This window comes from Exiguobacterium abrahamii, assembly GCF_015645365.1.
Lineage (GTDB): Bacteria > Bacillota > Bacilli > Exiguobacteriales > Exiguobacteriaceae > Exiguobacterium_A > Exiguobacterium_A abrahamii.
Window position 1 is genome coordinate 282,279 of the sequence record NZ_JADOYC010000001.1, and the last position, 26,431, is coordinate 308,709.

20 protein-coding genes are annotated in these 26,431 nt (G+C 48.6%); 17 read left to right on the top strand and 3 right to left on the bottom strand.

What is annotated here, in order from left to right:
• Positions 1-42 precede the first annotated feature (42 nt).
• The 7 genes from ITJ88_RS01390 to ITJ88_RS01420 all read left to right on the top strand — a co-directional run bounded on the left by ITJ88_RS01390 (position 43) and on the right by ITJ88_RS01420 (position 8,448).
• Positions 43-1,287: an Nramp family divalent metal transporter gene (locus ITJ88_RS01390; protein ID WP_195864469.1), complete on the top strand. Its 1,245-nt coding sequence runs from the start codon at positions 43-45 to the stop codon at positions 1,285-1,287.
• A gap of 199 nt (positions 1,288-1,486) precedes the next feature.
• Positions 1,487-1,777, top strand: coding sequence for an Asp-tRNA(Asn)/Glu-tRNA(Gln) amidotransferase subunit GatC (gatC, locus tag ITJ88_RS01395; RefSeq protein ID WP_023469336.1), 291 nt, complete (start codon positions 1,487-1,489; stop codon positions 1,775-1,777).
• A gap of 15 nt (positions 1,778-1,792) precedes the next feature.
• Positions 1,793-3,235, top strand: coding sequence for an Asp-tRNA(Asn)/Glu-tRNA(Gln) amidotransferase subunit GatA (gatA, locus tag ITJ88_RS01400; protein WP_195864470.1), 1,443 nt, complete (start codon positions 1,793-1,795; stop codon positions 3,233-3,235).
• 14 nt (positions 3,236-3,249) lie between these two features.
• A complete protein-coding gene (gatB, locus tag ITJ88_RS01405) occupies positions 3,250-4,683 on the top strand; it encodes an Asp-tRNA(Asn)/Glu-tRNA(Gln) amidotransferase subunit GatB (RefSeq protein ID WP_035396151.1) in 1,434 nt (477 codons plus the stop codon).
• A gap of 147 nt (positions 4,684-4,830) precedes the next feature.
• The gene (locus ITJ88_RS01410; protein ID WP_087681390.1) at positions 4,831-5,793 is read left to right on the top strand and encodes a diacylglycerol kinase; all 963 of its coding nucleotides are present in this window, start codon (positions 4,831-4,833) and stop codon (positions 5,791-5,793) included.
• A gap of 25 nt (positions 5,794-5,818) precedes the next feature.
• A complete protein-coding gene (gene rlmD, locus ITJ88_RS01415; RefSeq protein WP_195864471.1) occupies positions 5,819-7,177 on the top strand; it encodes a 23S rRNA (uracil(1939)-C(5))-methyltransferase RlmD in 1,359 nt (452 codons plus the stop codon).
• Between the two features lie 347 nt (positions 7,178-7,524).
• A complete protein-coding gene (locus tag ITJ88_RS01420; protein WP_195864472.1) occupies positions 7,525-8,448 on the top strand; it encodes a hypothetical protein in 924 nt (307 codons plus the stop codon).
• A 57-nt stretch (positions 8,449-8,505) separates the two neighbouring features.
• On the opposite strand, the gene ITJ88_RS01425 is transcribed toward ITJ88_RS01420, so the two are convergent.
• Together ITJ88_RS01425 and ITJ88_RS01430 are read right to left on the bottom strand one after the other, a co-directional pair.
• Positions 8,506-10,635: a bifunctional glycosyltransferase/CDP-glycerol:glycerophosphate glycerophosphotransferase gene (locus ITJ88_RS01425; RefSeq protein ID WP_195864473.1), complete on the bottom strand. Its 2,130-nt coding sequence runs from the start codon at positions 10,633-10,635 to the stop codon at positions 8,506-8,508.
• Between the two features lie 101 nt (positions 10,636-10,736).
• Complete coding sequence (locus tag ITJ88_RS01430) at positions 10,737-11,894, bottom strand: helix-turn-helix domain-containing protein (protein WP_195864474.1); 1,158 nt, start codon at positions 11,892-11,894, stop codon at positions 10,737-10,739.
• Positions 11,895-12,301: 407 nt separating this feature from the next.
• Here ITJ88_RS01430 and ITJ88_RS01435 point away from each other — a divergent pair, with 407 nt between their 5' ends.
• Both ITJ88_RS01435 and ITJ88_RS01440 read left to right on the top strand, forming a co-directional pair.
• Positions 12,302-12,724: a CBS domain-containing protein gene (locus ITJ88_RS01435; protein WP_195864475.1), complete on the top strand. Its 423-nt coding sequence runs from the start codon at positions 12,302-12,304 to the stop codon at positions 12,722-12,724.
• Between the two features lie 138 nt (positions 12,725-12,862).
• Complete coding sequence (locus ITJ88_RS01440) at positions 12,863-15,649, top strand: putative bifunctional diguanylate cyclase/phosphodiesterase (protein WP_195864476.1); 2,787 nt, start codon at positions 12,863-12,865, stop codon at positions 15,647-15,649.
• A gap of 479 nt (positions 15,650-16,128) precedes the next feature.
• On the opposite strand, the gene ITJ88_RS01445 is transcribed toward ITJ88_RS01440, so the two are convergent.
• Positions 16,129-17,835 carry a M3 family oligoendopeptidase gene (locus ITJ88_RS01445; RefSeq protein ID WP_195864477.1) on the bottom strand — a complete coding sequence of 569 codons (1,707 nt, stop codon included), beginning with the start codon at positions 17,833-17,835 and terminating at the stop codon, positions 16,129-16,131.
• Positions 17,836-18,010: 175 nt separating this feature from the next.
• On the opposite strand from ITJ88_RS01445, the gene ITJ88_RS01450 reads away from it, so the two are divergent.
• From ITJ88_RS01450 to ITJ88_RS01485, 8 genes are all read left to right on the top strand, one after another.
• Positions 18,011-18,514 carry a PTS sugar transporter subunit IIA gene (locus ITJ88_RS01450; RefSeq protein WP_035396161.1) on the top strand — a complete coding sequence of 168 codons (504 nt, stop codon included), beginning with the start codon at positions 18,011-18,013 and terminating at the stop codon, positions 18,512-18,514.
• 157 nt (positions 18,515-18,671) lie between these two features.
• Positions 18,672-19,433, top strand: coding sequence for an ABC transporter ATP-binding protein (locus ITJ88_RS01455; RefSeq protein WP_195864478.1), 762 nt, complete (start codon positions 18,672-18,674; stop codon positions 19,431-19,433).
• Positions 19,420-21,336: an ABC transporter permease gene (locus tag ITJ88_RS01460; protein WP_195864479.1), complete on the top strand. Its 1,917-nt coding sequence runs from the start codon at positions 19,420-19,422 to the stop codon at positions 21,334-21,336. The genes ITJ88_RS01455 and ITJ88_RS01460 overlap by 14 nt, the downstream gene beginning before the upstream one ends.
• A 97-nt stretch (positions 21,337-21,433) precedes the next feature.
• Positions 21,434-22,120, top strand: coding sequence for a response regulator transcription factor (locus ITJ88_RS01465; RefSeq protein WP_023469323.1), 687 nt, complete (start codon positions 21,434-21,436; stop codon positions 22,118-22,120).
• The gene (locus ITJ88_RS01470; RefSeq protein ID WP_195864480.1) at positions 22,117-23,109 is read left to right on the top strand and encodes a sensor histidine kinase; all 993 of its coding nucleotides are present in this window, start codon (positions 22,117-22,119) and stop codon (positions 23,107-23,109) included. Before ITJ88_RS01465 ends, ITJ88_RS01470 begins: the two co-directional genes overlap by 4 nt.
• On the top strand, positions 23,102-23,866 hold the full coding sequence (locus ITJ88_RS01475; protein ID WP_064299373.1) for an ABC transporter ATP-binding protein: 765 nt from the start codon (positions 23,102-23,104) through the stop codon (positions 23,864-23,866). Before ITJ88_RS01470 ends, ITJ88_RS01475 begins: the two co-directional genes overlap by 8 nt.
• Positions 23,832-25,763 (top strand): ABC transporter permease, encoded by a 1,932-nt coding sequence (locus tag ITJ88_RS01480; RefSeq protein ID WP_195864481.1) that lies wholly within the window; start codon positions 23,832-23,834, stop codon positions 25,761-25,763. Before ITJ88_RS01475 ends, ITJ88_RS01480 begins: the two co-directional genes overlap by 35 nt.
• Positions 25,764-25,793: 30 nt before the next feature.
• Positions 25,794-26,423: a helix-turn-helix domain-containing protein gene (locus ITJ88_RS01485; protein ID WP_195864482.1), complete on the top strand. Its 630-nt coding sequence runs from the start codon at positions 25,794-25,796 to the stop codon at positions 26,421-26,423.
• The last annotated feature ends 8 nt before the right edge of the window (positions 26,424-26,431 follow it).

The window sequence follows — 26,431 nt, forward strand, 5'->3', positions numbered from 1 at the left end:
ACCATAAACATATTTGTTGCACTTGCGCAATATGAGCGTATAATGAAAACAAAAAGTGAGGTGAACGAGATGGCGACACAGCCACTTACACAAGATTTACCGAAAAAACGGACATATATCGGACCGGCGTTCGTTGCTGCCGTCGCGTATCTCGATCCGGGAAACTTCGCGACGAACATGACGGCAGGCGCCCAGTATGGCTATTTGCTGCTCTGGGTCATCGTTGCCTCGAACTTGATGGCGGTCGTCATTCAGTTCCTGTCAGCCAAGCTTGGAATCGTCAGCAATCTCAGTTTAGCGGAAGTAATCCGGGAAGAGTTATCGCCGGTCACGCGCTTCTTCTACTGGGTCCAAGCGGAACTTGTAGCGATGGCAACCGATCTCGCGGAGTTCGTCGGCGCGGCACTCGGATTTCATTTACTGTTCGCGATCGATTTACGGATGGCGGCGCTGTTGACGGCAATCCTATCATTCGTCATCCTCGGCTTCGAGCAAAAAGGGCTTCGACATTTCGAAGCCGTCATTGCCGTTCTTGTTTTAATCATCGCCGCTGCTTTTGCGATTGAAGTATTTGAAGTCCATCCGGTCTTTCGTGATCTATCGGCAGGGTTGTTACCGGGATTCGAAGGTACGTCGAGTATCGTCCTCGCTGCCGGAATGCTCGGAGCGACCGTCATGCCGCACGCGATCTATCTCCATTCCGATTTAACGAAACGACGGATGGGGCACGTTGCGAATAAATTGTCGATGTTACGCATCCAGCGTTTCGACATCTGGGGAGCGATGTTGATTGCTGGAGCGGTCAACGGAGCGATGCTCGTCATCGCCGCCAGTGTGTTTTACGGCACGACGTATCAAGCGGGTTCGCTTGAAGCAATCTACGAGGGACTTCATGTCACGCTCGGTGGTAGCGCACCGTATCTGTTTGCGATTGCTTTACTCGTCTCGGGTCTTGCTTCTTCAAGCGTCGGAACGATGTCAGGGGACGCGATCATGCGTGGCTTCCTCCATCTTCAACTGCCATTGTTCGTTCGACGGACCGTGACGATGTTGCCGGCGATTGTGTTGCTGTTCTCCGGTTTTGATCCGACACGGGCACTTGTCCTCAGTCAGGTCGCCTTATCGTTCGGGATTCCGTTCGCGCTCATTCCCTTGATTCGGGCGACAGCGAGTGAACGGTACATGGGGGAACATCGGAACAGTCGGTTCATGAACACGTTGGCCTGGATCATCGTCTCGATCGTCATCGTCTTCAATGTCTACTTGCTCGTCGATGTATTAGTATGAATATTCAGTATTTTTGTTTCGTCTGATTTAAAGCGGGTATTTCATAACTAGAAGCTTTCCGCCCGGAAGCTTTGCTACCCCTATAGGACGATGGTGCGGACCTCCCCCCGATGCACCATCGTCTTTTTTGTCTGGACGAAAAGTGCTATGATTAGAAATAGTGTAAAATATATCGCAAAAGTTCCGGAGGTGGAATGACATGGCAAAGATTAATGAGGAGCAAGTCCGCCACGTGGCGCATTTGGCACGCCTTGCCGTGACAGATGAAGAAGTAGCACAATTCACAGGACAACTCGAGAAGATTCTCGGGTTCGCTGAACAATTAAATGAACTCGATACGACAGGCGTCGAACCGACGACTCACGTCCTCGATTTAAAGAACGTCCTACGTAAGGACGAAGTACGTCCATCACTTCCGCGTACGGAAGTAGAACGACTCGCACCTGATTGGGAAGACGGACAAGTCCGCGTCCCAGCGGTGTTCGAATAAGGAGGAAATGACCCGATGTCACTTTTTGAACATGGTGTCAAAACACTACACACACTCATTCAGGATGGCGAAGTCAAAGTTTCTGAACTCGTCCAAGAATCCTTTGATCAAATCGACCGCGTCGATGGAAAAATCGGTGCGTTTCTTTCATTGAACGAAGAAGCATTCGAGCAAGCAAAACGAATGGATGATGTCGCGAAACATGAAGCAAATCCATTGTTTGGTCTTCCAATCGGCGTCAAGGATAACATCGTCACGAAAGGGATGACGACGACATGTGGTTCGAAATTCCTCGAGAACTTCGTACCAGCGCATGACGCGACGGTCGTCGAGCGTCTGCATGAAGCAGGGGCGATCACAATCGGGAAATTGAACATGGATGAGTTCGCGATGGGTTCTTCAAACGAGAATTCAGCGTACAAACCGGTTCGCAACCCATGGAATACGAAACACGTTCCAGGTGGTTCTTCGGGTGGTTCAGCAGCAGCTGTCGCAGCAGGCGAAGTCTTGTTCAGCCTTGGTTCGGATACAGGTGGTTCGATTCGTCAACCGGCTGCCTATTGTGGTGTCGTCGGGTTGAAACCGACATACGGTCTCGTCTCACGCTTCGGTCTCGTGGCGTTCGCGTCGTCGCTTGACCAAATCGGTCCGTTGACACGAACAGTCGAAGACAACGCATATCTCTTGAGCGCGATCGCAGGACACTGTGAGATGGATTCGACGTCTGCGAACGTCGCAGCAACGGATTACACACAAGCGTTGACAGGTGATATCAAAGGTCTGAAGATTGCTGTTCCGAAAGAATACTTCGGTGAGGGTGTCAGTGAAGGTGTCAAAACCAACATTCGTGAAGCGATCCAAAAACTCGAAGCACTCGGTGCGACGGTCGATGAAGTGTCACTCCCGAACTCGAAATATGCGCTTGCGACGTACTACTTACTCGCTTCATCCGAAGCATCCTCGAACCTTGCGCGCTTTGACGGTATTCGTTACGGAGTTCGTGCGGAAGCAGATGCACTTGAAGATGTCTTCAAGTATTCCCGCTCACAAGGATTCGGAGACGAAGTCAAACGCCGGATCATGCTCGGAACGTATGCGCTCAGCTCAGGTTACTACGATGCCTACTATAAAAAAGCACAACAAGCGCGAACGTTGATCAAAAAGGATTTCGACGATGTCCTCGCGAACTATGACGTCATCATCGGACCAACAGCACCGACACCAGCATTCGAACTCGGTGCACAGCTCGATGATCCGGTCACGATGTATGCGAATGACATCCTGACGATTCCAATCAACTTGGCAGGTGTCCCAGCCATCTCGGTTCCAGCTGGATTCGTCGACGGTCTTCCGGTCGGCTTACAAATCATTGGAAAACATTTCGATGAGGCGACGATCTATCGCGCTGCGCATGCGTTTGAGCTTGCGACAGGTGGATTCGCGCTTCCGAAGTTATAAGGAGCGAATGTATCATGAACTTTGAAACGATCATCGGGATCGAGGTCCACGCCGAGCTGAGCACGAACACGAAGATGTTCTGTGGTTGTGCGCGGGAATATGGCGCGGAGACGAACACGAAAACGTGCCCAATTTGTCTTGGACATCCGGGCGTCTTGCCGAAAATCAACGAAAAAGCCGTTGAGCTCGCTGTGCGTGCAGCAATGGCACTCAACTGCCAAGTGGCCGATCAAACGAAATTCGACCGGAAGAACTACTTCTATCCAGATACGCCAAAAGCGTATCAAATCTCACAGTTCGATCAACCGATCGGCTTCGATGGCTACATTGATGCGGAAGTCGATGGCGAAACAAAACGCTTCCGGATCGAACGTGTCCATCTGGAAGAAGATGCTGGTAAGATGAACCACACGGGTGCGAATCACTCAGTCGTCGACTTCAACCGGACAGGCGCACCGCTGATTGAGATCGTCAGTGAAGCGGACATGCGCTCACCGAAAGATGCGGTCGCCTACCTCGAACGTCTCAAGGAAGTCTTGCAATATGCAGGCGTCTCGGACGTCAAGATGGAAGAAGGATCACTTCGTTGTGACTGTAATATCTCCGTTCGCCCATACGGACAAGAGAAGTTCGGTACGAAAACAGAACTTAAAAACTTGAACTCGTTCGGAAACGTCTTAAAAGGTCTTGAGTTCGAAGAAGATCGTCACCGCAAATTGTTGCTTGCGGGTGGTGTAATGCGTCAAGAAACACTCCGTTTCGATGAGACGAAAAAACAAACCGTCCTCATGCGTGTCAAAGAAGGGGCGTCGGATTATCGTTACTTCCCAGAGCCTGACCTCGTCAAGCTCGTGTTGGATCACGATTGGAAAGAAGCGATCCGTGCCGGTATCCCGGAACTTCCGGATGCACGTCGCGTCCGTTACCAAGAAGAACTTGGTCTTTCGGCGTATGATGCGAAACAACTGACGGTCACACGTGAGATGGCAGAGTATTTCGAAGCGACTCTCGCAGCAGGCGCAGAGCCAAAAGCAGCAGCCAACTGGACGATCGGTGAGATCCAAGGTCACTTGAATAAATCGACGGAAACGTTCGAAACAGTCAAGATGACACCAGCTCGTCTGGCAGAGATGATCGACTTGATCGCAAGCGGCACGATTTCTTCAAAAATCGCCAAACAAGTCTTCACGGCCGTCATCGAAGAAGGTGTCGAGCCACGTGCATACGTCGAAGCAAACGGTCTTGCACAAATTTCAGACGAAGGATTGCTACGTGGTCTCATCGTCGAGATGTTCGAAGCGAACCCAGCCGTCGTCGAGGAATTACTCGGTGGACGTGACCGGAAGAAAGGTTTCGTCATCGGTCAAATCATGAAGAAAACAAAAGGAATGGCGAACCCTGCTCTCCTTGATCAACTCTTCTATGAAGAGCTTGAAAAATTAAAATAAGTAGCTGATCGAACAGCGTCCGTTTCTCCTTTACTTCTGCGAGGAAACGGACGCTGTCTTTTTTGGCTTTGTAATGTCTCGAGAGTTCATGTAAAATAAAACAGTTATGTATCAAATGAACGGTTGAGTCAAAAAGGAGAAAATCTTATGAGACCTAGAGCGCGCGTGATTTATAACCCGACTTCCGGGAAAGAGATGGTTAAACGAAATTTACCGTATATCCTCGACCGACTCGAAGCAGCGGGTTATGAGACATCTGTCTACTCGACGAAAGCGGTCGGCGATGCGACGTATGAAGCAGCACGAGCATGCGAAGCAGACTTTGATCTCGTCGTCGCAGCAGGCGGCGATGGTACGTTGAACGAAGTGATCAGCGGAATGGCAGCTTATAGCAAACGTCCAAAGCTTGGTGTATTACCTGTTGGAACGACGAATGACTTTGGTCGGGCGATGCGTATTCCATTGACGATCGAAGGAGCGATGGATGTCATTTGCACAGGACATACGATGCCGGTCGATATCGGTAAGATCGAAGGGTCGGCAGGCGTCCATTACTTCATCAACATCGCTGGTGGTGGCATCATGACAGAACTGTCGTACGAAGTGCCTTCGAAGCTGAAGACGGCACTCGGACAGCTCGCGTACTACGTCAAAGGGATGGAGAAACTTCCGCAAATCCGACCGACATATGTCGAACTGGAGCATGAAAAGGGTATATTCAAAGGAGAAGTCATGCTGTTCTTGACATCGAACACGAACTCCGTCGGTGGATTCGAAAAGCTGTCACCGAACGCGTCACTCAATGACGGTCGGTTCGATCTCTTCATTCTGAAGAAATGTAACCTCGTCGAATTGATTCGTGTCATGCGCCTTGCCTTAAAAGGGGATCATTTCTCAGACCCTTGCATCGAGCATGTCACGACCTCATTCGTCCGCATGAAGAATACATCAGAGATGAGTTTGAACATCGATGGTGAGTTTGGCGGCATTTGCGAAGGCGAGATGACGAATCTTCGCTCTCATTTCGAAGTCATGACACCAAAGTTCCGGATCGAAGAGATGGAACAAATCAATACACAACTACAAGAAGCAGAAACGAACCTCGCGTGAAGCGAGGTTTTTAAGGAGGATATTCATGATTCCAGTACAAAAGAACGATGAACACGTCGTCGAGATCGTCGACCTGACACATGAAGGGTCAGGGGTCGCGCGCATCGATGGGTACACGGTCTTCATCCCGGGCGCATTGCCGACGGAGCAGGTCAAGATCAAAATCACGAAAACGACGAAGTCTTACGGGTTCGGTCGTATCATCCGTCAAAAGACGAAGAGTGTCGATCGTGTCGAGCCGCCTTGTCCGGTTTACAACCAGTGTGGCGGTTGCCAATTGCAACACTTGTCATACGATGCAGAACTCAAGTTCAAGCACAACCGTGTCCGTGACGCTTTCGCGCGCCTGGCAGGTCTTGAAATTCCCGTCCACGAGACGATCGGGATGGAAGATCCTTGGGGTTACCGCAACAAAGCACAAGTACCGGTCGCCTTCCAATCGAACAAATTGATGGCTGGCTTCTATCAAAAACGAAGTCACCGGATCATCGATATGGACTACTGCTTGATCCAAAATAAAGAAAACGACGAAGCTGTCCAAGCGGTGCGTAAAGTCCTCGCTGATTTAAAAGTTCCAGCGTACGACGAGAAGAAAAAAGCGGGCGTCATCCGTCATATCATGGCACGTCATGGGTACCACACGAACGAGTTGATGGTCGTGCTCGTCACGAAGGTCAAACAATTGCGTGGGATCGATAAAATCGTTGAAGGAATCTTAAAGGCGTTACCAAATGTCACATCGATCCAGCACAACATCAACCCGGATGATACGAACGTCATCCTTGGGAAAAAGAACGTCGTCTTGTACGGACCGTCCGTCATCCGCGATCAAATCGCTGGATTGACGTATGAGATCTCACCGCATTCGTTCTTCCAAGTCAACCCGCTGCAAACAGAGAAACTCTACGCGAAAGCGCTCGAGTACGCTCAGTTGACAGGCGATGAGACTGTCGTCGATGCTTACTGTGGTATCGGTTCGATTTCCTTGTCACTCGCGAAACAAGCGAAGCACGTCTACGGCATCGAAATCGTACCGCAAGCAATCGATGATGCACGCCGGAACGCACAAGCGAACGGCATTGAGAACGTGACGTTCGAGTATGGTGCAGCTGAGAAGGTCATGCCGGATCTCGTTAAAGCCGGTATTCAACCGGACGTCATCGTCGTCGATCCACCACGTAAAGGCTGTGACGAAGAATTCTTGCGTGCTGCTGCGGGTGTTGCACCGAAGCGAATCGTCTACGTCTCATGTAACGCGTCGACTCAAGCGCGTGACGCGAAGTTGTTGACGGAGCTCGGTTATACACTCGTCGAAGTGACGCCGGTCGATATGTTCCCACATACGACACACGTCGAGAGCGTTGCCTTGTTCGTCCGTAACTAAAAACGTTCATATGACTGACTAAAAAAAGAATGACGCGTCTTTTCACGCCCTTTCCTCAGACGAGACACAAGCCAGTTTTCCTGCTTCATTTCAAGCAGGAAAGCGGGTCTTGTTCGTCTCTGACAGCGCATCAATGCGCTTTTCCTGTAGGAGTGGCGTGTGACGCGTCATTCTTTTTATTATGAGATAGGGGTGGCAGATCATCATTCTGCCACCCCTATCTTTGTAGAGATGGACTTTTGAGTCAGCTCCATTTTTTGATTGACCTAATGTATAAATGAAAGTAAATAAGAACCTCTATATGGTAAAATAATCAAGTTGTATATAAAAGTATAGGAGGGTTCATGATGACGACTAACGGTGTTCAAGTGTATGCGACATTCCGGCTAGAGCAAGACGTATTGTATCGCTATCATACATATATCCAGTGGGGTGAGAGTGAGACGTCTCTCGGTGCGTGCCTGATGTTGAATCCAGGTTCTGCGACGGTGGATCCTACATTACGTCAGCAACTTGATACGGCAGGGCAAGCGACGGGTCAAATTGGTCGATTGGATGAGACGATGCGACAAATCATCCGGATCGTAGAAGGTATCTACGAAGGACAAGCCTTATCGGGACGCTTCCATCTATACAATCTATTCCCGATGCAACATGGCAATGATGTCACATCGATCAATCGTTTCGAAGAACTCTGTCAGGAAACCTCTTTTGAAAAGCAGACGTTGTTTGCGTCAGTCGAAGAATTGCGTCGACATCCTTTCGTGATTACAGGATGGAGCGTCCGAAGTCATCTTGTTCGCTGGACACATCTGCGACAAGCGAAAGAAGAATGGTTGAAGCGTCTTGAAGCGTCGGGTATTCCGCACTTTGGTATCAAGCATCCACGAACAGATGATTTTTATCATCTGTGTCCGAATCTCGTTGCTAGCCGGGAAACAATCAAAGAGCAAATCATCGCGCGACATCATGAAGTCATGGTACCGAGTCGGAAGCGTCAATGGGAGCGAATCCTTCTATACCGGATGGAAGGTGGACGTATCACCCTGATGGGGCGCAAACGATCTGATGATACGTGGGTCTTCATGAGAACGACGGATGAGACAGCATTACTCGAAGAGGGGGATGTATCTGCGAAGACCTCTTCTGAGATCGTCGAACGATGGGACGACGTGGTAGAACATCTCCTCGGTGAGGTCGTCTTATCGTTACGCCCTAGTTTCGTTCACCCTGAATTTGAAGAGCGGATTGCACCGTATCGTAGACGATGATACGAAAAAGGAGAAAGAGCGCAAAAGCGCATCTTTCTCCTTTTTCATTGTGTCTCCTTATTCAGCATCTTCAGCATCTGCTGAGCTTGCATTCGGGAACAACTCAGCAAGAACACGTTCACTTGCCGTACCATCGTCAAGACTACAGAATCGCTCGAGGAAGCGATCGTATTTTTCTTGGTAAGCGACGGATTTCGTATCGATCTGTTCGATATAATCGATGACTTGGTCCGTCTCTTTCAAGAGTGGTCCTGGAACGACTTCTTCGAAATCGAAATAGAATCCACGTAACGTCGACGCATATTTCTCCAGGTCGTACGTAAAGAAGATCATTGGACGTTGTAAGTGGGCGTAATCGAAGAAGATAGACGAGTAGTCAGTGATCAAGACGTCACTGATCAAATACAACTCTGCGATATCGCCATACGAAGAGACGTCGTAAGCGAAGCCTTCGTGTCCACTGATGTCCATATTTTGCGCAATCAAGTAATGCATCCGGAGCAAGACGACATAATCGTCACCGAGTCGGGCCTGCATCTCATTCAAGTCAAGTTGGAGATCGAAGCGGTATTTTCCGCGCGCGATGAACTCATCATCCCGCCATGTCGGTGCGTACAAGACGACTTTCTTGTCAGCCGGGATATCAAGACGTGCTTTGATTTCGCTGATGAGACCAGCTTGATCGTCCGCATACAAGAGATCGTTTCGTGGATAACCCGTCTCAAGCATCGTGTTTTGGAAACCGAACGCACTCTTGAAAATTTCGCTCGAATAGGCATTCGGAGAAATCAAGTAGTTCCATTCCTGTGCTTGATTGTAGAAGTTTCGTTTGTAGCGTGTCGCGTTCGTTCCTGCCATATGGACTTCTTCCATGTCGAGACCTAGTCGTTTTAATGGTGTGCCGTGCCACGTTTGAAGGTAGATCGTTTCTTCGCGTTTCGTTAAGCTGAGCGGTTGACGTGTATTGAAGATCCAGTACTTCGCACGTGCCATCGCTTGGTAATACGCGAAGCTGTTTTTGAGCACCCAGTTTGGGCAAGCTTCCTTGACGTCATCTGAAGGCTCATTCGCGAAAATCCAGACGAGCTCAAGTTCAGGGCGTTGTTCTTTTAATTTCAGATAAAGAGCCTTCGGATTATCGGAGTAGCTTCGTCCAAGGAAACTCTCGAATAAGACAAGGTTCTCTTTGACCGGCATCTTTTGGAACAGACGATAGAGCATGAGACCGTTCTTGATTTTTTTACGTCGTGCCGTCCGTAATGTCTGTTTAGTCTTAACAGCAGTGATATATGAACGGAACATGATATACGAACCCGTTGACCATGCTTGCAGATACTTGCTTTGTGTCTTCGCCCGTCTCAAGTCGTAAGCGACATGACGGAAGACGTCGGTCTGCTGGCTTTTTGATGTACTGCGCTCAAGCAATGCTCGACCACGTTTTGAGATGAAACGTTTGTACCATGTATTTAAGAATTTTTGAACGTCGTTATCCTTCGTATGGGCAGATAACATACCGTAAATCCGTGAGATATCGGACAATGTCGTGATATCACGCGCTTGGTAGAGCGATTGTCCTTCAAGTGGCGTACTACGTGAGTTTCGACCATAGACGACATAACTGACCGATGTCAGGTTCGTCAGTTTCGAAATGATGGTATGGGCGATGATCGTATCAGCGAACCATCGTGTCTCAAGAACAGGTAGATCATTGAGCAAGTCCTTTTTAATCATCCAGCCATGAATCGTCGTCAAATGACGCGAATTGAACTTCGTACGAGTATAGAAGAAATAACGATCATCATCGATCGGCATGAGCCATTTTTTCTTGTTGTAGACAGGTGAGACCTTACCGATGATGACTTCACCGCGTGATTTCTCATAGGCTTTGATATACGTATAGAGTGCACGTGGTGCGAGGATATCATCACTATCGAGGAAGGTAACGTAGTCACCTGTTGCAACTTCAAGACCGCGTCGACGTGCTGCGTACGTTCCTTGATGCGCCTGTTCTACGATCGTACATGTCGGATAGAGAGAACGGAGCTCATCGATGTATGTGCTTGGTCCGTCAAAGACGACGACGATTTCCACCGGGATCGACACCTTCTGGTCGAGAACGGATTGAATGGCTGCCTTCGTTTGTGATTCAGTTTGATAGACAGGAATGATGACACTAATTGAGTTCATGTTGATTCTCCTTTTTGATGAAAGAATCCGTCAAAAACGGATTCACGAAAATAGTTCCTGTTGAATAGGATATCACAAAACGAAAAAAAGGCACGACTCTCTTAAAATTCACTTCGTTGCCGGTAATGCGTCGGCGTCTCGCCAGTCGTCTGTTTGAAGGCTTGACTGAAATGGCTTTGACTTGAGAAGTGTAACTTATTTGAGATCGTCAGCAACGAGTCGTCGGACGAGCGCAGGAGACGCTTCGCTTCCCGAATGCGTTCCCGGATGACATACCGGGCGAGTGGCAAACCGGTCTCATCCTTAAACAGAACGGACAAGTAATTGGACGAGACATGAATGGCTTGGCTGATGGATGAGACGGACAACGGTTCATACAAATGTTGCTGAATATAGCGAATCGCAGCGAGTACATGAGGCGAGTGACGCAGCGCTTGGAGTTCCTTGACGGCCTCTGCGAACGAGACCGTGATGCGGACATGACGATTCCGGAGTTCGGCAATGCTCGTCGCGGCTTCGATCGTCTCAATCATCCGGTCGCTTAGAGAGAACGCTTCGTCCGGTTCTAGTCCACCGCGAATCGCGGCGCGTGCGCTCAATAGGACGGTTCCGAGCAACAGGTTCTTTTCTGCGCGTAACGGTTGATGCCGTGCGAGTGTGCCGAACTCACCGTAGGCAGGTAATGAATAAGTCGTTGCGAGTCGCTCGCTTTGACCCGTCGCGATCCAGTCGATGATTTGTTGCTCCCGTTGCCATGCTTTTCGGTACGCGGTCACCCCTGTATGGGACGGTGCATCCGCAACGAGTGGGATTTCAGCTTCCTGAATATCAGACAGTTGTTCGATTTCTCGTTTCGGCAATGCTTCCCCGTGCAACAAGCGATACATCAGGTGAGCACAGTCAATCAATCGGTTCTCCGTCGTACGCGGCAAGACTTTATAAAACTGATGATAGGCTTCATCCTGGATATGCGCCCGAAAGAGAGCGGATTGTAATAAAACAGGACCAATTCGATACATACCTTGTTCCGGAACGTCCAAAAAGAGGTAGGCTGTACCATCTTTCAGGGTATAGAGTAAAGGAGTCTTTTTAAGGACGGGCCATTCATTCTCAATCGGCAGGGTTCCCGGATGAGGTGGAGCTTCTGGGCGTAGTGCAAGCGGAGTACCATGACGATCTCGATACGTGACGAAAAAACCGGTCATCCCGTAAAGGTGCTCTGCGACTTGCGTCAAGTCGGATGTCGACAAGCGATTCATGACACGACTCCTTTCGAAATAAAGTGGATTGCTTCTAGTGTATGTCCTCTTTCACGGATAGTCGAGAACGAACCAAGAAAAACCGAAGTCTTCCGAAAAAGGCTTCGCTACAAAATCAACCGTGTGGCACTGGAGAGTCTTTCGAATCGGAATCGTGTCGTTCAATGATCAGTAACGTGTTAGTTGCTCCTTCATACTTCTGCACAGATGATATCTGCAGGGCGTTCATCCGCTTATCAGTACGTAAACGTCAACGGTCAGTTCTTTTCTCTATTTGGAATAGCGGGATATGGCATAACTAAATATGAAGGAATTATGTAGAGATTTTCATCATTTGAGAAATGAATCAACGCGGGGTTCATGATAAAATGAAAAGGGTGTCACAGAGTGGCTAGGGAGGAACAGAAATGAATATTGCTTTTTTCTTATTACCTAAAGATGAGGTGAAATATTTAGATCCTGAGTCAACGGTCAGACAAGCACTGGAAAAGATGAAACATCATCGTTTTACGTCGGTCCCACTCGTTGACAATAAAGGGAAATACGCAGGAACGCTGACGGAAGGCGATATCTTGTGGGCACTCGAAGCAAATCTCGAGCATGCCGATTACGACCACGTCTTACAGACACGATTAACTGATATTAAACAACGTGTCCGTTATAAACCGGTTTCAATTACAGCGCAGATGGAAGAGATGATTGAAGTCATCACGGATCAAAACTTCGTGCCCGTCATTGATGATGGCAAACATTTTATCGGCATCATCCGACGGCGTGATATCATCGATTATTTTGCTAAAAAAGTAGCGCGGGAGAACGTCAGTTATTAAAAATGAATAAAACTAGTAAAAAAAGCACTGATTTTCACAGAAATGTGGGAAGAAGTGCTTTTTATTGACCCAAAACGACTTCACGAAATGGGAGGAGGCGACGATATAGAAGCATAATGACAATTTAGGGAGGACGATGTGTTGCGACGTTTATCACCAGTCTTCATCGTAGAAGCCTTTCGAAGACGCTCCTACTATAAAACGTTCTCATGGATGATTGCGATCATCGGTCTGGTAGCGTTGATCGTCGCGTGTCAGCATTTGACGAAAACGTTGGATGAGGGGTATCGCTTCAAGGCATCGGGTAAAACGATTGCCGAAGTGACACCTTTTAATCATGCCGAACAGGAAGTGACGCGCTACTATCTTTCGTCTTTGAATGGCGATGCCGATTTGACGCAAGCTTCAGAGCAAGCGAATCGATCGCTTGAACAATTGACGGACCGGCTTCCGAATATGAAAGCGACCGAGTCGACACGCGAAGAAGTCCTGACAGAAATCAAAAAACTGCAACGTCAAGGATACGAATCGAATCATCGTTTTTTCACGACGATGACGAACTTCAAAAGTGAAATCATCTTCAATCAGCTCGTGCTGAGTAAAGAAACAGGGTCTTATTATAATGTGTTCTCCAATCTGATTTTAATGGAAGAACAACTGGGTAAATCCGCTGAAATCTTGAAGGATGCTCGACAAAAAGAAGAACCTAGTTCCATTGATCAGTTACGGATTCAACAGATGCGGATTGATTTACCTTTGCGACAAGACTCGCTCATCAAATCCTTGTATGACGTGATTCCGCTTCAAAATGACACAGGACGTCAGGATATCGCAATCATGCGGGAACAGATGGATGCCTACACACAAACGCTCGATGACCTATTGCGTGCTCCGAAAGATTCGACGTACGTTGCGTTAGCGAATCAAGCCGAACAGTATGAATCCAGCATGTATCGTCTATACGATCAAGAACTTAAGCAAGTCGCGCAAGAAATGCAAGATCGAGGCAATCAAATCATTCGTAATGCCTGGCTTCTGTTTGGCGCGACCGGTATCTTGATTCTTGGATTGTTGATGTTGACCTTATCGTTATTACGCGCGTTTCGCCAAGATCTTTCTTTATTGAAGGGAGAAGCGAATACCTTTGCGGAAGACCGTCGACAATCCGGTTATCACGTACCGGCGCGAAATGATTTCCAACCCGTCGTCCAAGCCTTTCGGACGATGACGGCCATCATCGCCGGGTTGCTCGATTACAATGACGCGAAGACGAAAGAAATCAAACAGAAAAAAGCGGAAATCGAATCGCTCTTTTCCCAAAATACCGATCCAATCCTTGCGATGTCATCGGATTACACGATCGTGAACGGAAATGAACGTTTTCGACAATTAACGAACGCAACAGTGGGGTGGACGATTGAAGAACTGATTCATCCGGCTGATTTGAACCGAATGCGCCGAGCGTTGAGACGATCGCTGGAAGGGCAGAGTCAGACGATTCGTTGTAAGATGCTCTTTGATGAAAAGATTTTGAACATGTTCGTCAATATCATCCACGTCGCAAACAAAGAGGATGATACAGGCGTCGCACTCTACTTATCCTGTCATGATGAGACGGATCAGTTCCGACGGGAAGAACGGATCACACAACTCGCACTCTTCGATATGTTGACGGGCTTGTTGAACCGGAATGGTTTCGAGCAAAAGATGGCAGATGCCCTAAAAGCACCTCAACCGGGAGAACTCGTCACGATCAGCGTCCGGCAATTCCGACGAATCAATGACATCTACGGACATGGGGCGGGAGATCAGATTCTAAAAGATCTCGCAAATCGCCTCAAACACCATTTCATCGGAACTGGACAAGCGGCGCGGATTGGTGGAGATGAATTCGCTGTGTTGGTCGCACAACAGGATATCGTCGATTACCAGAAATTAAAGCAAGTCATCGAACATGTCTATGAAATCAACGGAGAATACGTCAATGTCAGCATCAGCATGAGTATGGTCCGTTACCCGGATGATGCGGTGGCCGTCACCTCCTTATTATCCTCAGTCGATATCGCGATGCAGCATGCGAAACAACAGACAGAGGGGGGACCGGTCTGGTTCGAGTCCTGGATGAGTGCGGAATATCTTGAATCGGTCGCCCTCGAAGCGGAATTACGAGAAGCGATCGAGAAGAACGAGCTACAATTGTTCTATCAACCACAGATTAATCTCGCAACAGGTCAAGTCGATGGCTGTGAAGCACTCTTGCGTTGGTTCCATCCTGAACGAGGAATGATTAGTCCAGCAATCTTCATTCCGATTGCTGAACGATCGATGTTGATTGAAGAGATCGGGATGTGGGTCGTTGCCGAGACGGTCCGACAAGTCGAAGAGTGGAAGGATACGGAGCTCGGAGTACTACGTGTCTCAGCGAATTTATCCGTCAAAGAACTCGTCTCTGGTCGGATCGTCGATTATCTGACCGATGTCCGAGAGATTCATCCAGGGATTGAACAACGGATGGAACTTGAAATTACGGAATCATTCGGTGTCTTTTCAGACACACGCGTATTTGATGCGTTACAGACGTTGCACCAGATGGGATATCGTCTTGCGATCGACGACTTTGGTACGGGGTATTCTTCGTTGTCGTACTTAAGTCGATTACCGATCCAGCGGTTGAAAATTGATCGTTCGTTCATCAGTGGTCCGGATGCCTGTTCAAACGCACCGCTCATCGAGACGATCATCAAGCTTGCTCATACGTTGAAGTATGACGTCGTCGCTGAAGGAATTGAGGAACTTGAACAAGCGGATCATTTACGAGTGCTTGACTGTGAGTATGCGCAAGGATTCTATTATTCAAGACCGATTCCAGCCGACGAGTTTCGGGTCTGGTACGGGAAGTATCATGAAAAGCTTCTATCTGAATGACATGAGTTTACTATGCTTGATGTGTATGTGTCTTAAAATGAAAAAGGGGCTGACTCAAAAAAGAATGACGCGTCTTTTCACGCCCTTTCCTTAGGCGAGACACAAGCCAGTTTTCCTGCTTTATTTAAGCAGGAAAGCGGGTCTTGTTTGTCTCTGACAGCGCATAATGCGCTTTTTCCTGTAGGAGTGGCGTGTGACGCGTCATTTTTTTACGAGAAAAGGGTGGCAGATCATCATTCTGCCACCCTTTTCTTTATAGAGACTGACTTTTGAGTCAGCTCCTTTTATTTGATAGATAGAGAACGTGAATGTTCATCCTCGACTCCTACAGGAAAAGAAAGCGCGATTTCCGCTTTCGTCAGGGTTAGATAAGACCCGGCAGACCGCATGAAATGCGAGGTGCCGCGGCTTATCTCCCGCCTGTGGAAAGCGAGGATGACAGAAACGTTCGTTGTAAGCGTGACCTTACACGCGAAGAATTAAACGCGATCGAGCACGAGGTCGTCTGCTTGTTCAAGATACGCTTTGACCGGTGCGACTGCTGCCTCGACCGTACCTGGAGCGAACGGAGACTTCAATCCAGCGCGTTCGACGAGCGTGAGGAAGCTTTCCGATCCGCCGGCACGACAGAGATCGAGATACGACTTCCAAGCCGCTTCCCGGTCTTGTTCCATCCATGCATAGAACTGGAAGGCACAGACTTGAGCGAGCGTGTAATCGATATAGTAGAACGGACTTCCGAAGACGTGTCCTTGCTGATGCCACCATGCGCCTGAGTCGAGATAATCGTTCGCTTCGTAATCACGATGCGGCAGGTATTTCTTCTCAATCGTCCGCCATGCTTCGCGACGCTCAGCTGGTGTCAATTCCGGTTGATTGTAGATGACGTGTTGGAACTCGTCAATCGCAACGCCGTACGGAAGGAATGTGACGCTTCCTGCGAGGTGATTGAACTTGTATTTCGCTGTCTCTTCACCGAAGAACTCTTCCATCCACGGATAAGCGAAGAATTCCATCGACATCGAGTGAATCTCACACGCCTCATACGTCGGGAAAGCACTCTCTGGAGCTGTCAGGTGACGGCTCTCATAGACTTGGAAGGCATGTCCGACTTCATGCGTCAGGACATCGATGTCGCCTGCCGTTCCATTGAAGTTCGAGAAGATGAACGGGAGTTTTTCGTCTGCGATGTAGGTACAATACCCACCGCCGGCTTTCCCAGGCTTCGCCGTCAAATCGAGTGCTTCCCGGTCGAGCATGTAGTTGAAGAACTCGTTCGTCTCCGGTGACATCTCTGCGTACATCTTTTTGCCGCCTTCGATGATGAACGACTCTTCGCCTTTCGGTGTCGCATTCCCAGACTTGAAGGCAAATCCTTCATCGTAGTAATACAACTGATCGACGCCAATCCGTCGTTGCTGGCGCTCTTTGAGTTGTGTCGCGAGTGGAACGATCGTCTCGCGGATTTGTTCGCGGTACTGTTCGACCATCGATTGGTTATAATCGACGCGGAGCATCCGTGCGTATCCGAGCTCGACGAACGATGGGAAGCCGAGTGTCTTCGCGATGTCGGTCCGGATGCGGACGAGTTTGTCGTAGATTGCATCGATTGCTTCACCTTGTTCTTTTAAATAGCCGTAGCGTGCCTCTGAAGCTGCTTTACGGACATCACGATCAGGTGATTGAAGATAGGGACCGAACTGCGACAAGTTGAGCGTTTTGCCATCGAACTCGATTTGAGCAGAAGACATCAGCTTCGTATATTCACTCGAGAGACGGTTCTCTTCTTGGAGTTTTGGAATGATTTCTTCTGAGAACGTCTTCAGACTCGCTTCCGCAATCAGGAATAACTGTTTACCTTGCGTCTGTTCGAGTTCACTGCGGAGTGGGTGTGTCGTCAATGCTTGATAATAGCTTGAGACATATCCTTGATAGATCGCACTCGCTTCATCAAAGAATCCTTGTTCCGTCTCATAGAACGTATCGCGTGTATCGATCGTGTGACGGATCTCGACGAGCTGGCTTGCCGTTTCAAATTGATTTCTGAGGGTATTAATCTCAGTGATGGCTGCGTTTGCTTCATCTACCTGTGTGGCTTCCGTCAGTCGAGCGATCGCTTGATTCATGGATGTTTCAAGCAAGGCAAGGTCAGGACGGACATATGTAATTTCTGAAAATGGTAACATGTAAGCGCCTCCTTATGATTTCTAACTATTATCACACAAAAATACTTGCAAAACCAGAGGGACAAACGTATGCTTTTTGTGAGAACGTGAGCGAGCTGTCTGACAGCTTACTCCTATAAAAAATCGAAACTTCCATTTGGAAGAAAAACGATCGAGAAAGTAGAGGGATAGTATCATGGGATTCTTAAAAAAATTGTTTGGTGGTAACGACGCAGGAAACGCGAAAATCGCTTCTGCACTTACAGGTAAAATCGTCAACATCGAAAACGTACCCGATCAAGTTTTCTCTCAAAAAATGATGGGCGACGGTGTCGCGATCGAACCGACTGAAGGTAAAGTCGTCTCTCCGATCAACGCAACGGTTGAAACGATCTTCCCAACAAAACACGCAATCGGTCTAAAAGGTGAAGATGGTCTTGAACTTTTGATTCACGTTGGTCTTGATACTGTTAACCTTAAAGGTGAAGGCTTCACGGCTCATGTCCAGTCAGGTGACAAAGTCAAAGCAGGAGACGTCCTCGTCGAGTTCGACCTTGACTACATCCGTGCGAACGCACCATCGACGATCACACCGATCATCGTGACAAACCACGATCAATTTACGCTTTCAGCTGTACCAGCGGAAGGAACTTCTGTTGTCGCAGGCGACACAGAGCTCTTCAAAGCAACACATAAATAAGATACGACACGCCTCCATTCCTTGCGGATGGAGGCTTTTTTGTCGTCTCCTCCCTTGCCTTACCGTTTTGTAAGAGAAGTGAAAGCAAAGTCCATTTTGAGAAAAGCAGGGAAGGACTAGACTGAGTGTAACGAATCAAACACAGGAGGCATTACAGATGAAAGCAATCTTACAAGCAGAACAGATTTCAAAAACGTATCAAACGAAAACGGCGCGCCACGAAGCACTGCGTCCGACGACGCTCCGTGTCCACGAAGGAGAATTCGTCAGCATCATGGGTCCATCCGGTGCCGGGAAATCGACATTACTCAACCTGCTGTCGACGATCGATCAGCCGACGGACGGCTCGATTTTAATCAACGGAGCAGACGTGACGGCGATGAAGGAAAAACAATTAGCCCGCTTCCGCCGGGAACAACTCGGCTTCATCTTCCAGGATTTCAATCTCCTCGATACGATGACGGTCCGGGAAAACATCGCCTTACCGCTATCGCTCGCAAACGTCGATAAAAAAACGATTTTAGAACGTGTCGATCGTGTGGCGCGTCAACTTGGTATTCACGACTTAATCGATAAACGTCCCGTCGAACTATCGGGTGGACAAAAACAGCGGACGGCTGCCGCTCGTGCGATCATTCATGATCCGTCACTCATTTTAGCCGACGAGCCAACTGGTGCGCTGGATTCGAAGTCAGCGACAGGGTTACTCGAAGCGATGCAATCACTCAACGATGAAGGCGCGACGATCCTGATGGTGACACACGATCCGATGACGGCGTCTTATGCGGAACGGATTTTGTTCGTCAAGGACGGGGAGCTGTTCAAGGAAGTCCATCGCTTCGGTTCGCAGAAAGAATTCTTCGAACAGATCATGGAAGTCCAGCGCGAACTCGGAGGTGCCGTCCGTGAGCTTGTCTAAACTGGCGTTTCAAAATTTGAAGAACATCCGTCAAAACGTGATGTACCTCGGTGCGGTCACGTTTGCGATTCTCATTTACTATACGTTCCTCGCGATTCGATCGAATGAAGCGATGCTTCAGGCGAACGAATTGTACGGAAAACTGGGAACGGTCTTTACCGGAGCAAGTGTCATTCTAGCGCTTTTCTCTGCTATCTTCATCTGGTATTCAAGTGACTTTTTCTTACGTCGTCGTAAGAAGGAAATCGGACTTTATGCATTACTCGGTTTAGAACGAGGGCAGATCGCCCGACTGATTTTCCTTGAGACGATGGGGTACGGAGTGATTGGTTTGGTTCTCGGAATTGCGATCGGTACTGTCGCTTCGAAATACTTCGTGCAGTTGCTTGCTTCCGTCATGGCGATGCAAGTCGATGCGACCTTTACGATCAGCGGATCTTCCGTCCTGCAGACGATCGGTGTCTTCCTGTTGATTTTCTTGATCATTGCCTTACGTTCGGCTCGGACGATTTATCGTTTTACATTAATCGAATTGTTCAAGGCAGAACAACAAGCGGAATCGCTTCCGAAAGTCCATCCGATCCTAGCTGTCCTTTCGGTCATCTTGATCGGTGTCGGTTACTATTTGACAGGACAACCGTTGATGGATCACTTTACGATCGTCGCCCCGCTCTTGATGCTCTGTGTCATTCTTGGGACGTTCGGAACGATGAGTTACTTTACGATCTTCTTATTGCGCGTCTTAAGTAATCAAGCGCGACATTTCAAAGGAACGAATTTGATTTTGCACGGGCAATTGTTGTCACGAATCAAATCGAATGCCGTCATGCTGTCGACGATCACAGTCATCACTGCCGTCACCTTGACGACGGTCGGTACAGCGACATCGATTTATTATTTCATCGATCAGACCGTCGAGGAACAAGTTCCGTACAGTCTATCGATTGCGAGCAAACAAGCAGAAGCGGAACAGCTGATTGCAAAGTCCGACCAGAAAATCGACAGCCGGACGATGGTCAACGTCAAGAACGTCGACCATGAGATGACCGATCTGCCGAACCCGCTGACGTTCACACGTTACTACGCGACGTATGCGTATGAAGACCAGCCGGGACAATTCAGCTACGTCAACTATTCGGACTACGTCAAGCTTGCGAAAGCGAACGGGAAAACGGTCATCAAAGAACCGAAACAAGGCGAAGCAATCGTCCTTGAGACATTCAAAGGAAACGATTTGTTGAAGATGAAAGTCAAATCGCCGGTCGGTGTTGAAATCAAGGACGTTCATGAGTCCTTTCGCATCACCGCTGCGACGAATCTACCGATCGCTCAACTTTATGAGAAACAGCGGCTCGCTTTCGTCGTAAACGATGATGCGTTCGCGAAGATGCCGGAAAAAGGCTTCACGCTGACGAATTATCAGTTCTCAGATGAACGTCATGACGATGGATTGATGAAACAGTTGACGCAATTATATGGAAAACAAGCGGACACGGAGATGGCGGCGTATTATCCTGTCTACGCGATGACGACGGCAACGACAGGCTTACTCGCGTTTGCTGCCGGCTTCCTCGGTCTCGTCTTCTTGCTTGCGACGGGTTCAATCATCTACTTCAAGATGCTCGCGGAAGCAGAAGAATCGAAACAACGGTTTGCCATCATCCAGAAAATCGGTGTCGATGAGAAAGAACAGACGGGTATCATCCGTCGCCTTGTCGGATTCGTCTTCTCCTTACCGTATGTACTCGGACTTGTTCATAGTTTAGTTGCGATGCAAGTCTTGCAGAAACTGTTGAACTACAACATCGTTCGTCCGACATTACTTGCGATTGTTTGTTATACGATCGTCTATCTGATCTACTATATCGTCACGGTTCGTGCGTATCGCCGCATCGTCACGTGATGAACTAAATAGGAGTACACAGAACTGGAAACGGAATAATCGTTTCCAGTCCTTTTTGAGTTCGTTATGATAAAGGGAGAAGGAGTTGAGAGGAACGATGCATACGATTTTATTAGTCGAAGATGACATGAAGATTGCTACTTTATTAAAAGAACTACTTGAACGCTATGATTTTAGAGTCGTCGTTGAAGATGGGCGAGGAGATGTCGTCGCGGTCTTTGAAGAGACGAATCCGGACGTCATTCTATTAGATGTCAATTTACCGAAGTTTGACGGTTTCTATTGGTGTCGGCAATTGCGGATGAAGACACGGGCACCCATCCTGTTCATCTCAGCACGGGTCGGGGAGATGGATCAAGTCATGGCGCTTGAATACGGAGCGGATGATTACATCGTCAAGCCGTTCCAAGGAGCGGTCGTCATCGCGAAGATTAAAAGTCAGATTCGCCGGGCCTATGGCACACTCTCGAACGAGACGGATGAGCGGACAGTGACGAAAGAAGGGGTCACGCTGTACTTGGACCGTTATATCGTCGAGTACGGGGAACAGTCGATCGAGCTGTCAAAAAAAGAGGGGCTGATCCTTGAGATGTTGCTGACGGCAAGTCCACGAATCGTCAGTCGGGGCGATCTACTCGAACGGATTTGGGACGACGAAGCGTTCGTCGATGAGAATACATTGAACGTCAACATCACGCGTGTCCGTAAACGGCTTGCCGAGATTGGTGTCGCTGGACTTGAGACGGTGCGAGGCGTCGGTTATAAACTGGTCCTTGAACCATGAAGCTCTTTTTACGGCACGCGATACCAGGCATCCTCTTTTTTACCGGACAAATGCTCATTTTATATGCCGTCTTATGGCTCTATGATCTTTATCGTCCAGCAGCCTTCTTTTATATCGTGCTCCTGAACAGTATCGGTCTCTTGATTTATCTCAGTTATCGTTTCTTCAGCATGCTTCCGTTGCTACGACGGATGCAACAGCCGGTTCAATCGGTCGCAGAACCAATTCGCAGTGATAGTGAAGAACCGATTTCCGTGGCCGTCGAACAATTTTTAGAGCGACAACAGACTTTGTTTCGAAACAGTCTGTTTGCTGAGCGACGAAAGGAAAAGGAACGCCATCGGTATGTCGATCAATGGATTCACCAGATGAAGACACCGTTGTCCGTCATCGAGCTGATCCTCGAACATCCAGGAGAACACTATCAGGCTGATTTACGGCAAGAGGTCGATCGATTGCGCAGTGGACTCGACCAGATGCTCTATTCGTCACGTTTAGAAGCAATCGAGACGGATTTGAAGGCAGAACGATTGGCACTGAAGCCGCTCGTCACGAGCATCATCAATCAAGAAAAACGATTATTCGTCAAAAATCAGGTCTTTCCGAAACTCGATATCGCTGAAGACGTGTATGTCTACACGGATGCGAAGTGGTTTCGTTTCCTCGTCTTACAGCTTGTGACGAACGCCATCAAATACACGACGGGACATGGTCGTGAAGTCGCTCTGACGGCAGAAGTGACAAAGGGGCAAGTCGTCCTTTCCGTTCAAGACGACGGTGTCGGAATCCCAAGACGAGACGTCCCACGTGTCTTTAATGCATTCTTCACTGGTGAAAACGGACGACGATACGGGGAATCGACCGGAATGGGATTGTATTTCGTCCAGCAGGTCTGCTTGAAGCTTGGGCATGAGATTGAGCTCGAGAGTGAAGAAGGAGTCGGTACGACATGCCGGATTCGATTAGTAGGAGGTCGCGCACATGATTGAGGTTAAACAATTAGGGAAGGTCTATCCCGGAAAGGTGACGGAACAACCGCTGACGGATGTGAATTTCCGAGTCGAAGAAGGTGAGATGGTCGCGGTCATGGGACCGTCCGGTAGTGGCAAATCGACGCTGATCAACTTGCTTGCGACACTCGACGAACCAAGTTGGGGATCAATTCTGATTGACGGCGTCGACACAGCGACGTTCAAACGAAAAGAGATGACACGTTTTCGGCGCGAGACGCTCGGCATCATCTTTCAGGAATTCAATTTACTCGATTCGTTGACACTTGGTGAGAACATGCTCGTCCCGTTGATGCTGTCAGGGAAAAAAGCAAAGCTCGCGCGGGAAGAGATGGAAGAGTTGGCACGCCGTCTACAAATTGATGATCTGCTTGATAAACAGGTCGATGAGGTCAGTGGTGGACAGCGACAACGGACAGCGATCGGTCGTGCCCTGATCCATACACCACGTCTGATGCTTGCGGATGAACCGACGGGAGCACTCGACTTCCAAGCGACGAAACACGTCATGGATGTCCTAGCCGAGTTGAATGCGACGGGGATGACGATGGTCATCGTGACACACGATCCGCAAGTCGCGTCGTATTGTAATCATGTCTTATTCCTAAAAGACGGTAGTATTCAAACGGAGTTGTTCCGCGATGAGCCACGCCGTGTCTTTTTCCAACGGGTCATCGAATCGCTATCGTTGTTAGGAGGGGATGAGCATCAATTATCTGCAATACGCCCTACGTAACATCCGGCGCTATCAGCGCTTGTATTACGGCTATGCCTTGACGATCATCATCGCGATGACGATCGTGACAAGTTATTGGAACTTGTTGACGAATGGATCATTCCAAAACGTCGCCAAAATCCTCAGTCAATTGAACCAAGTCATCGAGATGACGATCTTCTTCGTCTTCATCGCGGAGCTGATCATCCTATTTTTCAGTGTACTGTTCATTTATTCGACGACCTATACGATGCTAGAGCACCGTAAGAACGATTTACGGACGATGCGGACGCTCGGCAGTGGACTGTCACACTTCTTAAAGTATTTTTTAATTGAAGTCTTGATCGTTGGTGGTCTGGCGATCACTGCAGGAATGATTCTAGGTAATGTCTTGACGAAGATGCTGTTGCTGTCCGTTGTCAAAGTCATGTTCTTACCAGCAATCGAATTCGAATTATCCTTTTATGCGATTCTTGCGTTGATCGGTGGCGCCTTCCTTGTGTTGCTGACAGCAACGGTCCTTGCGATCTACCGCTTTCGTCCCGATCGACCGACACGTTCCCGTTCGCTATTTCGAAAACGAGCCTGGATTCTGACGCAAATCGGAGCGTTACTCCTGTTGATCTATGGTTATGCCTTAGCCTTTGTTCGGACGGAAGGATTTTATATATTTTTCCCGCTTGTCATCTTCATCGGATCGTTTTTTATTTGCCGATATGTCTTACCGTGGTTGACCAAGTTATATCGACCACGTCGCTTGTCGCTGCGGAAACTGATCGTCTCGGAAATCGCCAATCAATTGCGAACGAATAGTACGCTCATTGCCCTCGGAACGATTTTGACGTCGTGTGCGCTGACAGCAGTCGGACTCGTCTTCTTGTTTCAATTGATTGGACTCGACTTATCATCACAGAACCAATTCGGGCTCGTCTATTACGAAGAATCCGCTCAACCGACGAAACGATTAAAGGATATCAAGCAGACGATGACAGAGGCATTCCCGGATCGCTACCAGCAGGATATCCAAGTGAAGGCAGAAGGAACACGCGTCCTCCTACCGATCTCGTCGTACAACAAGATGATGCGGCAACTGGATATTAAGGAGCGGACAGCGACGGGACGCCAAAGTTTCTTTGTACCTGCACGCCCGGTACAACTCGAAGAGAACACACCGACGATGAAAAAAGCGAAACAGGCGATGGAGAAAGAAGACTTTGAATTACTTCCCGCTGCTTCTCACGATTTAGTATTTGGTTACAATTATCAAATCGAGACGATCTTCGTCGTCAGTGATGCCGTCTTTCAGACACTCAAGCAACCCGTCCGGCAAATCGTCGTCTTCGATACGCCAGCCTACCATGATTACGGGACGAAGGACTGGAAACAGTGGATGAAAATCGTTCGCAACATCCAGTCAGCAGCAAAGCTCGATGAGAAGCAACCGGTTCCCTATCAATTGATCAATGAGACGGAAGATGAGATTGACGGGATCCGAATCGTACGACTCGTCACGTTCGTCGTCGTTCTCCTGACAATCTGGTTGTTCGTCATCAATGCCAGTTTTCTGCATGTATGGATGCAGATGACAGCGGAACAGGAGCAAAAACGGATGAAGACGCTGTTTGCGTTAGGATTCGGTTCCGGGAACATCCGCCGCTACTTATTAATGAAATATGGCGCTGTTTTGCTCATCCCGTACTTGATTTCTGTCTTTCATGCTTTCTTATTGTTCCAAGTCGTCGTCACACAAGCCGGACTACAGACGGGATCATTTCTTAACTTAGCTGTCTTTTGGATCAGTATCGTCACGGTCGGCTACTTCTTGAGTGTCCTACCGATTTGGTTGCGTTACCCACGGCATCTGTTTCGGAATTCATCCGAAAGTTCGATGTATCCGACACCGGATTCAAGGGTATGATGATACCATAGGAATAAGGGAGGGAATCGTATGCTAGACCATTCACCATATCGGGGTTACGGTGACCGGATTCGTATTTTACGGGAGCGTGCCGGGATTACGATCGAACAGTTGGCTGAACGACTCGGCGTCGCACCATACTTCATCCGCCGGACGGAGCTCAGCGAAGTCTATCCAACCAAACCCTACATCGAAGCATTGGCGGACGTCCTGAACATCGACGCTAGTTATTTGGCACGGCATATCTGGACGGGGGAGTCATTGAAGTTCATCATGCAACAGAACACACCGCTCGAAGAGATGAAACTTGCCTATGAACAGACGCTCGGACAAGACGGGTCGTGGGTCGAAGAACAGCTCGAAGAACGGATGCGTCTGTTTGATTTAATGTATGATGAGGACGTCAAACGGATCGAGCAGACGATGAGTGCGACCGAGCAACGGATCTTCCATGAGCTCGTCGAAGCTGTGATGGAAGCCGGGGAATTGCAACGCGATCAAGCGGAAGAGACGTATGAGTTGTTTGAGGATAAATTACCATCGATGATGCAACTGGATGAATACCTCGATCGCATGACGGACGGTGTTTCTTTATCGAGTTCCACCTATTATGCGGATTACAGCGACCGGAAAAGTCGTTCCCGCTATCATCGCAAATAAAAAAAAGT

What these genes read in the sequence shown, in the direction of transcription:
- ITJ88_RS01475 (WP_064299373.1), top strand. Translation starts at nt 23,102, where the DNA reads ATGATTGAGGTTAAACAATTAGGGAAGGTCTATCCCGGAAAGGTGACG.
- ITJ88_RS01430 (WP_195864474.1), bottom strand. Translation starts at nt 11,894, where the DNA reads ATGAATCGCTTGTCGACATCCGACTTGACGCAAGTCGCAGAGCACCTT.
- gatA (WP_195864470.1), top strand. Translation starts at nt 1,793, where the DNA reads ATGTCACTTTTTGAACATGGTGTCAAAACACTACACACACTCATTCAG.
- ITJ88_RS01435 (WP_195864475.1), top strand. Translation starts at nt 12,302, where the DNA reads ATGAATATTGCTTTTTTCTTATTACCTAAAGATGAGGTGAAATATTTA.
- ITJ88_RS01465 (WP_023469323.1), top strand. Translation starts at nt 21,434, where the DNA reads ATGCATACGATTTTATTAGTCGAAGATGACATGAAGATTGCTACTTTA.
- ITJ88_RS01420 (WP_195864472.1), top strand. Translation starts at nt 7,525, where the DNA reads ATGACGACTAACGGTGTTCAAGTGTATGCGACATTCCGGCTAGAGCAA.
- ITJ88_RS01485 (WP_195864482.1), top strand. Translation starts at nt 25,794, where the DNA reads ATGCTAGACCATTCACCATATCGGGGTTACGGTGACCGGATTCGTATT.
- gatC (WP_023469336.1), top strand. Translation starts at nt 1,487, where the DNA reads ATGGCAAAGATTAATGAGGAGCAAGTCCGCCACGTGGCGCATTTGGCA.
- ITJ88_RS01455 (WP_195864478.1), top strand. Translation starts at nt 18,672, where the DNA reads ATGAAAGCAATCTTACAAGCAGAACAGATTTCAAAAACGTATCAAACG.
- ITJ88_RS01410 (WP_087681390.1), top strand. Translation starts at nt 4,831, where the DNA reads ATGAGACCTAGAGCGCGCGTGATTTATAACCCGACTTCCGGGAAAGAG.
- ITJ88_RS01450 (WP_035396161.1), top strand. Translation starts at nt 18,011, where the DNA reads ATGGGATTCTTAAAAAAATTGTTTGGTGGTAACGACGCAGGAAACGCG.
- gatB (WP_035396151.1), top strand. Translation starts at nt 3,250, where the DNA reads ATGAACTTTGAAACGATCATCGGGATCGAGGTCCACGCCGAGCTGAGC.
- ITJ88_RS01470 (WP_195864480.1), top strand. Translation starts at nt 22,117, where the DNA reads ATGAAGCTCTTTTTACGGCACGCGATACCAGGCATCCTCTTTTTTACC.
- ITJ88_RS01480 (WP_195864481.1), top strand. Translation starts at nt 23,832, where the DNA reads ATGAGCATCAATTATCTGCAATACGCCCTACGTAACATCCGGCGCTAT.
- ITJ88_RS01390 (WP_195864469.1), top strand. Translation starts at nt 43, where the DNA reads ATGAAAACAAAAAGTGAGGTGAACGAGATGGCGACACAGCCACTTACA.
- rlmD (WP_195864471.1), top strand. Translation starts at nt 5,819, where the DNA reads ATGATTCCAGTACAAAAGAACGATGAACACGTCGTCGAGATCGTCGAC.
- ITJ88_RS01425 (WP_195864473.1), bottom strand. Translation starts at nt 10,635, where the DNA reads ATGAACTCAATTAGTGTCATCATTCCTGTCTATCAAACTGAATCACAA.
- ITJ88_RS01445 (WP_195864477.1), bottom strand. Translation starts at nt 17,835, where the DNA reads ATGTTACCATTTTCAGAAATTACATATGTCCGTCCTGACCTTGCCTTG.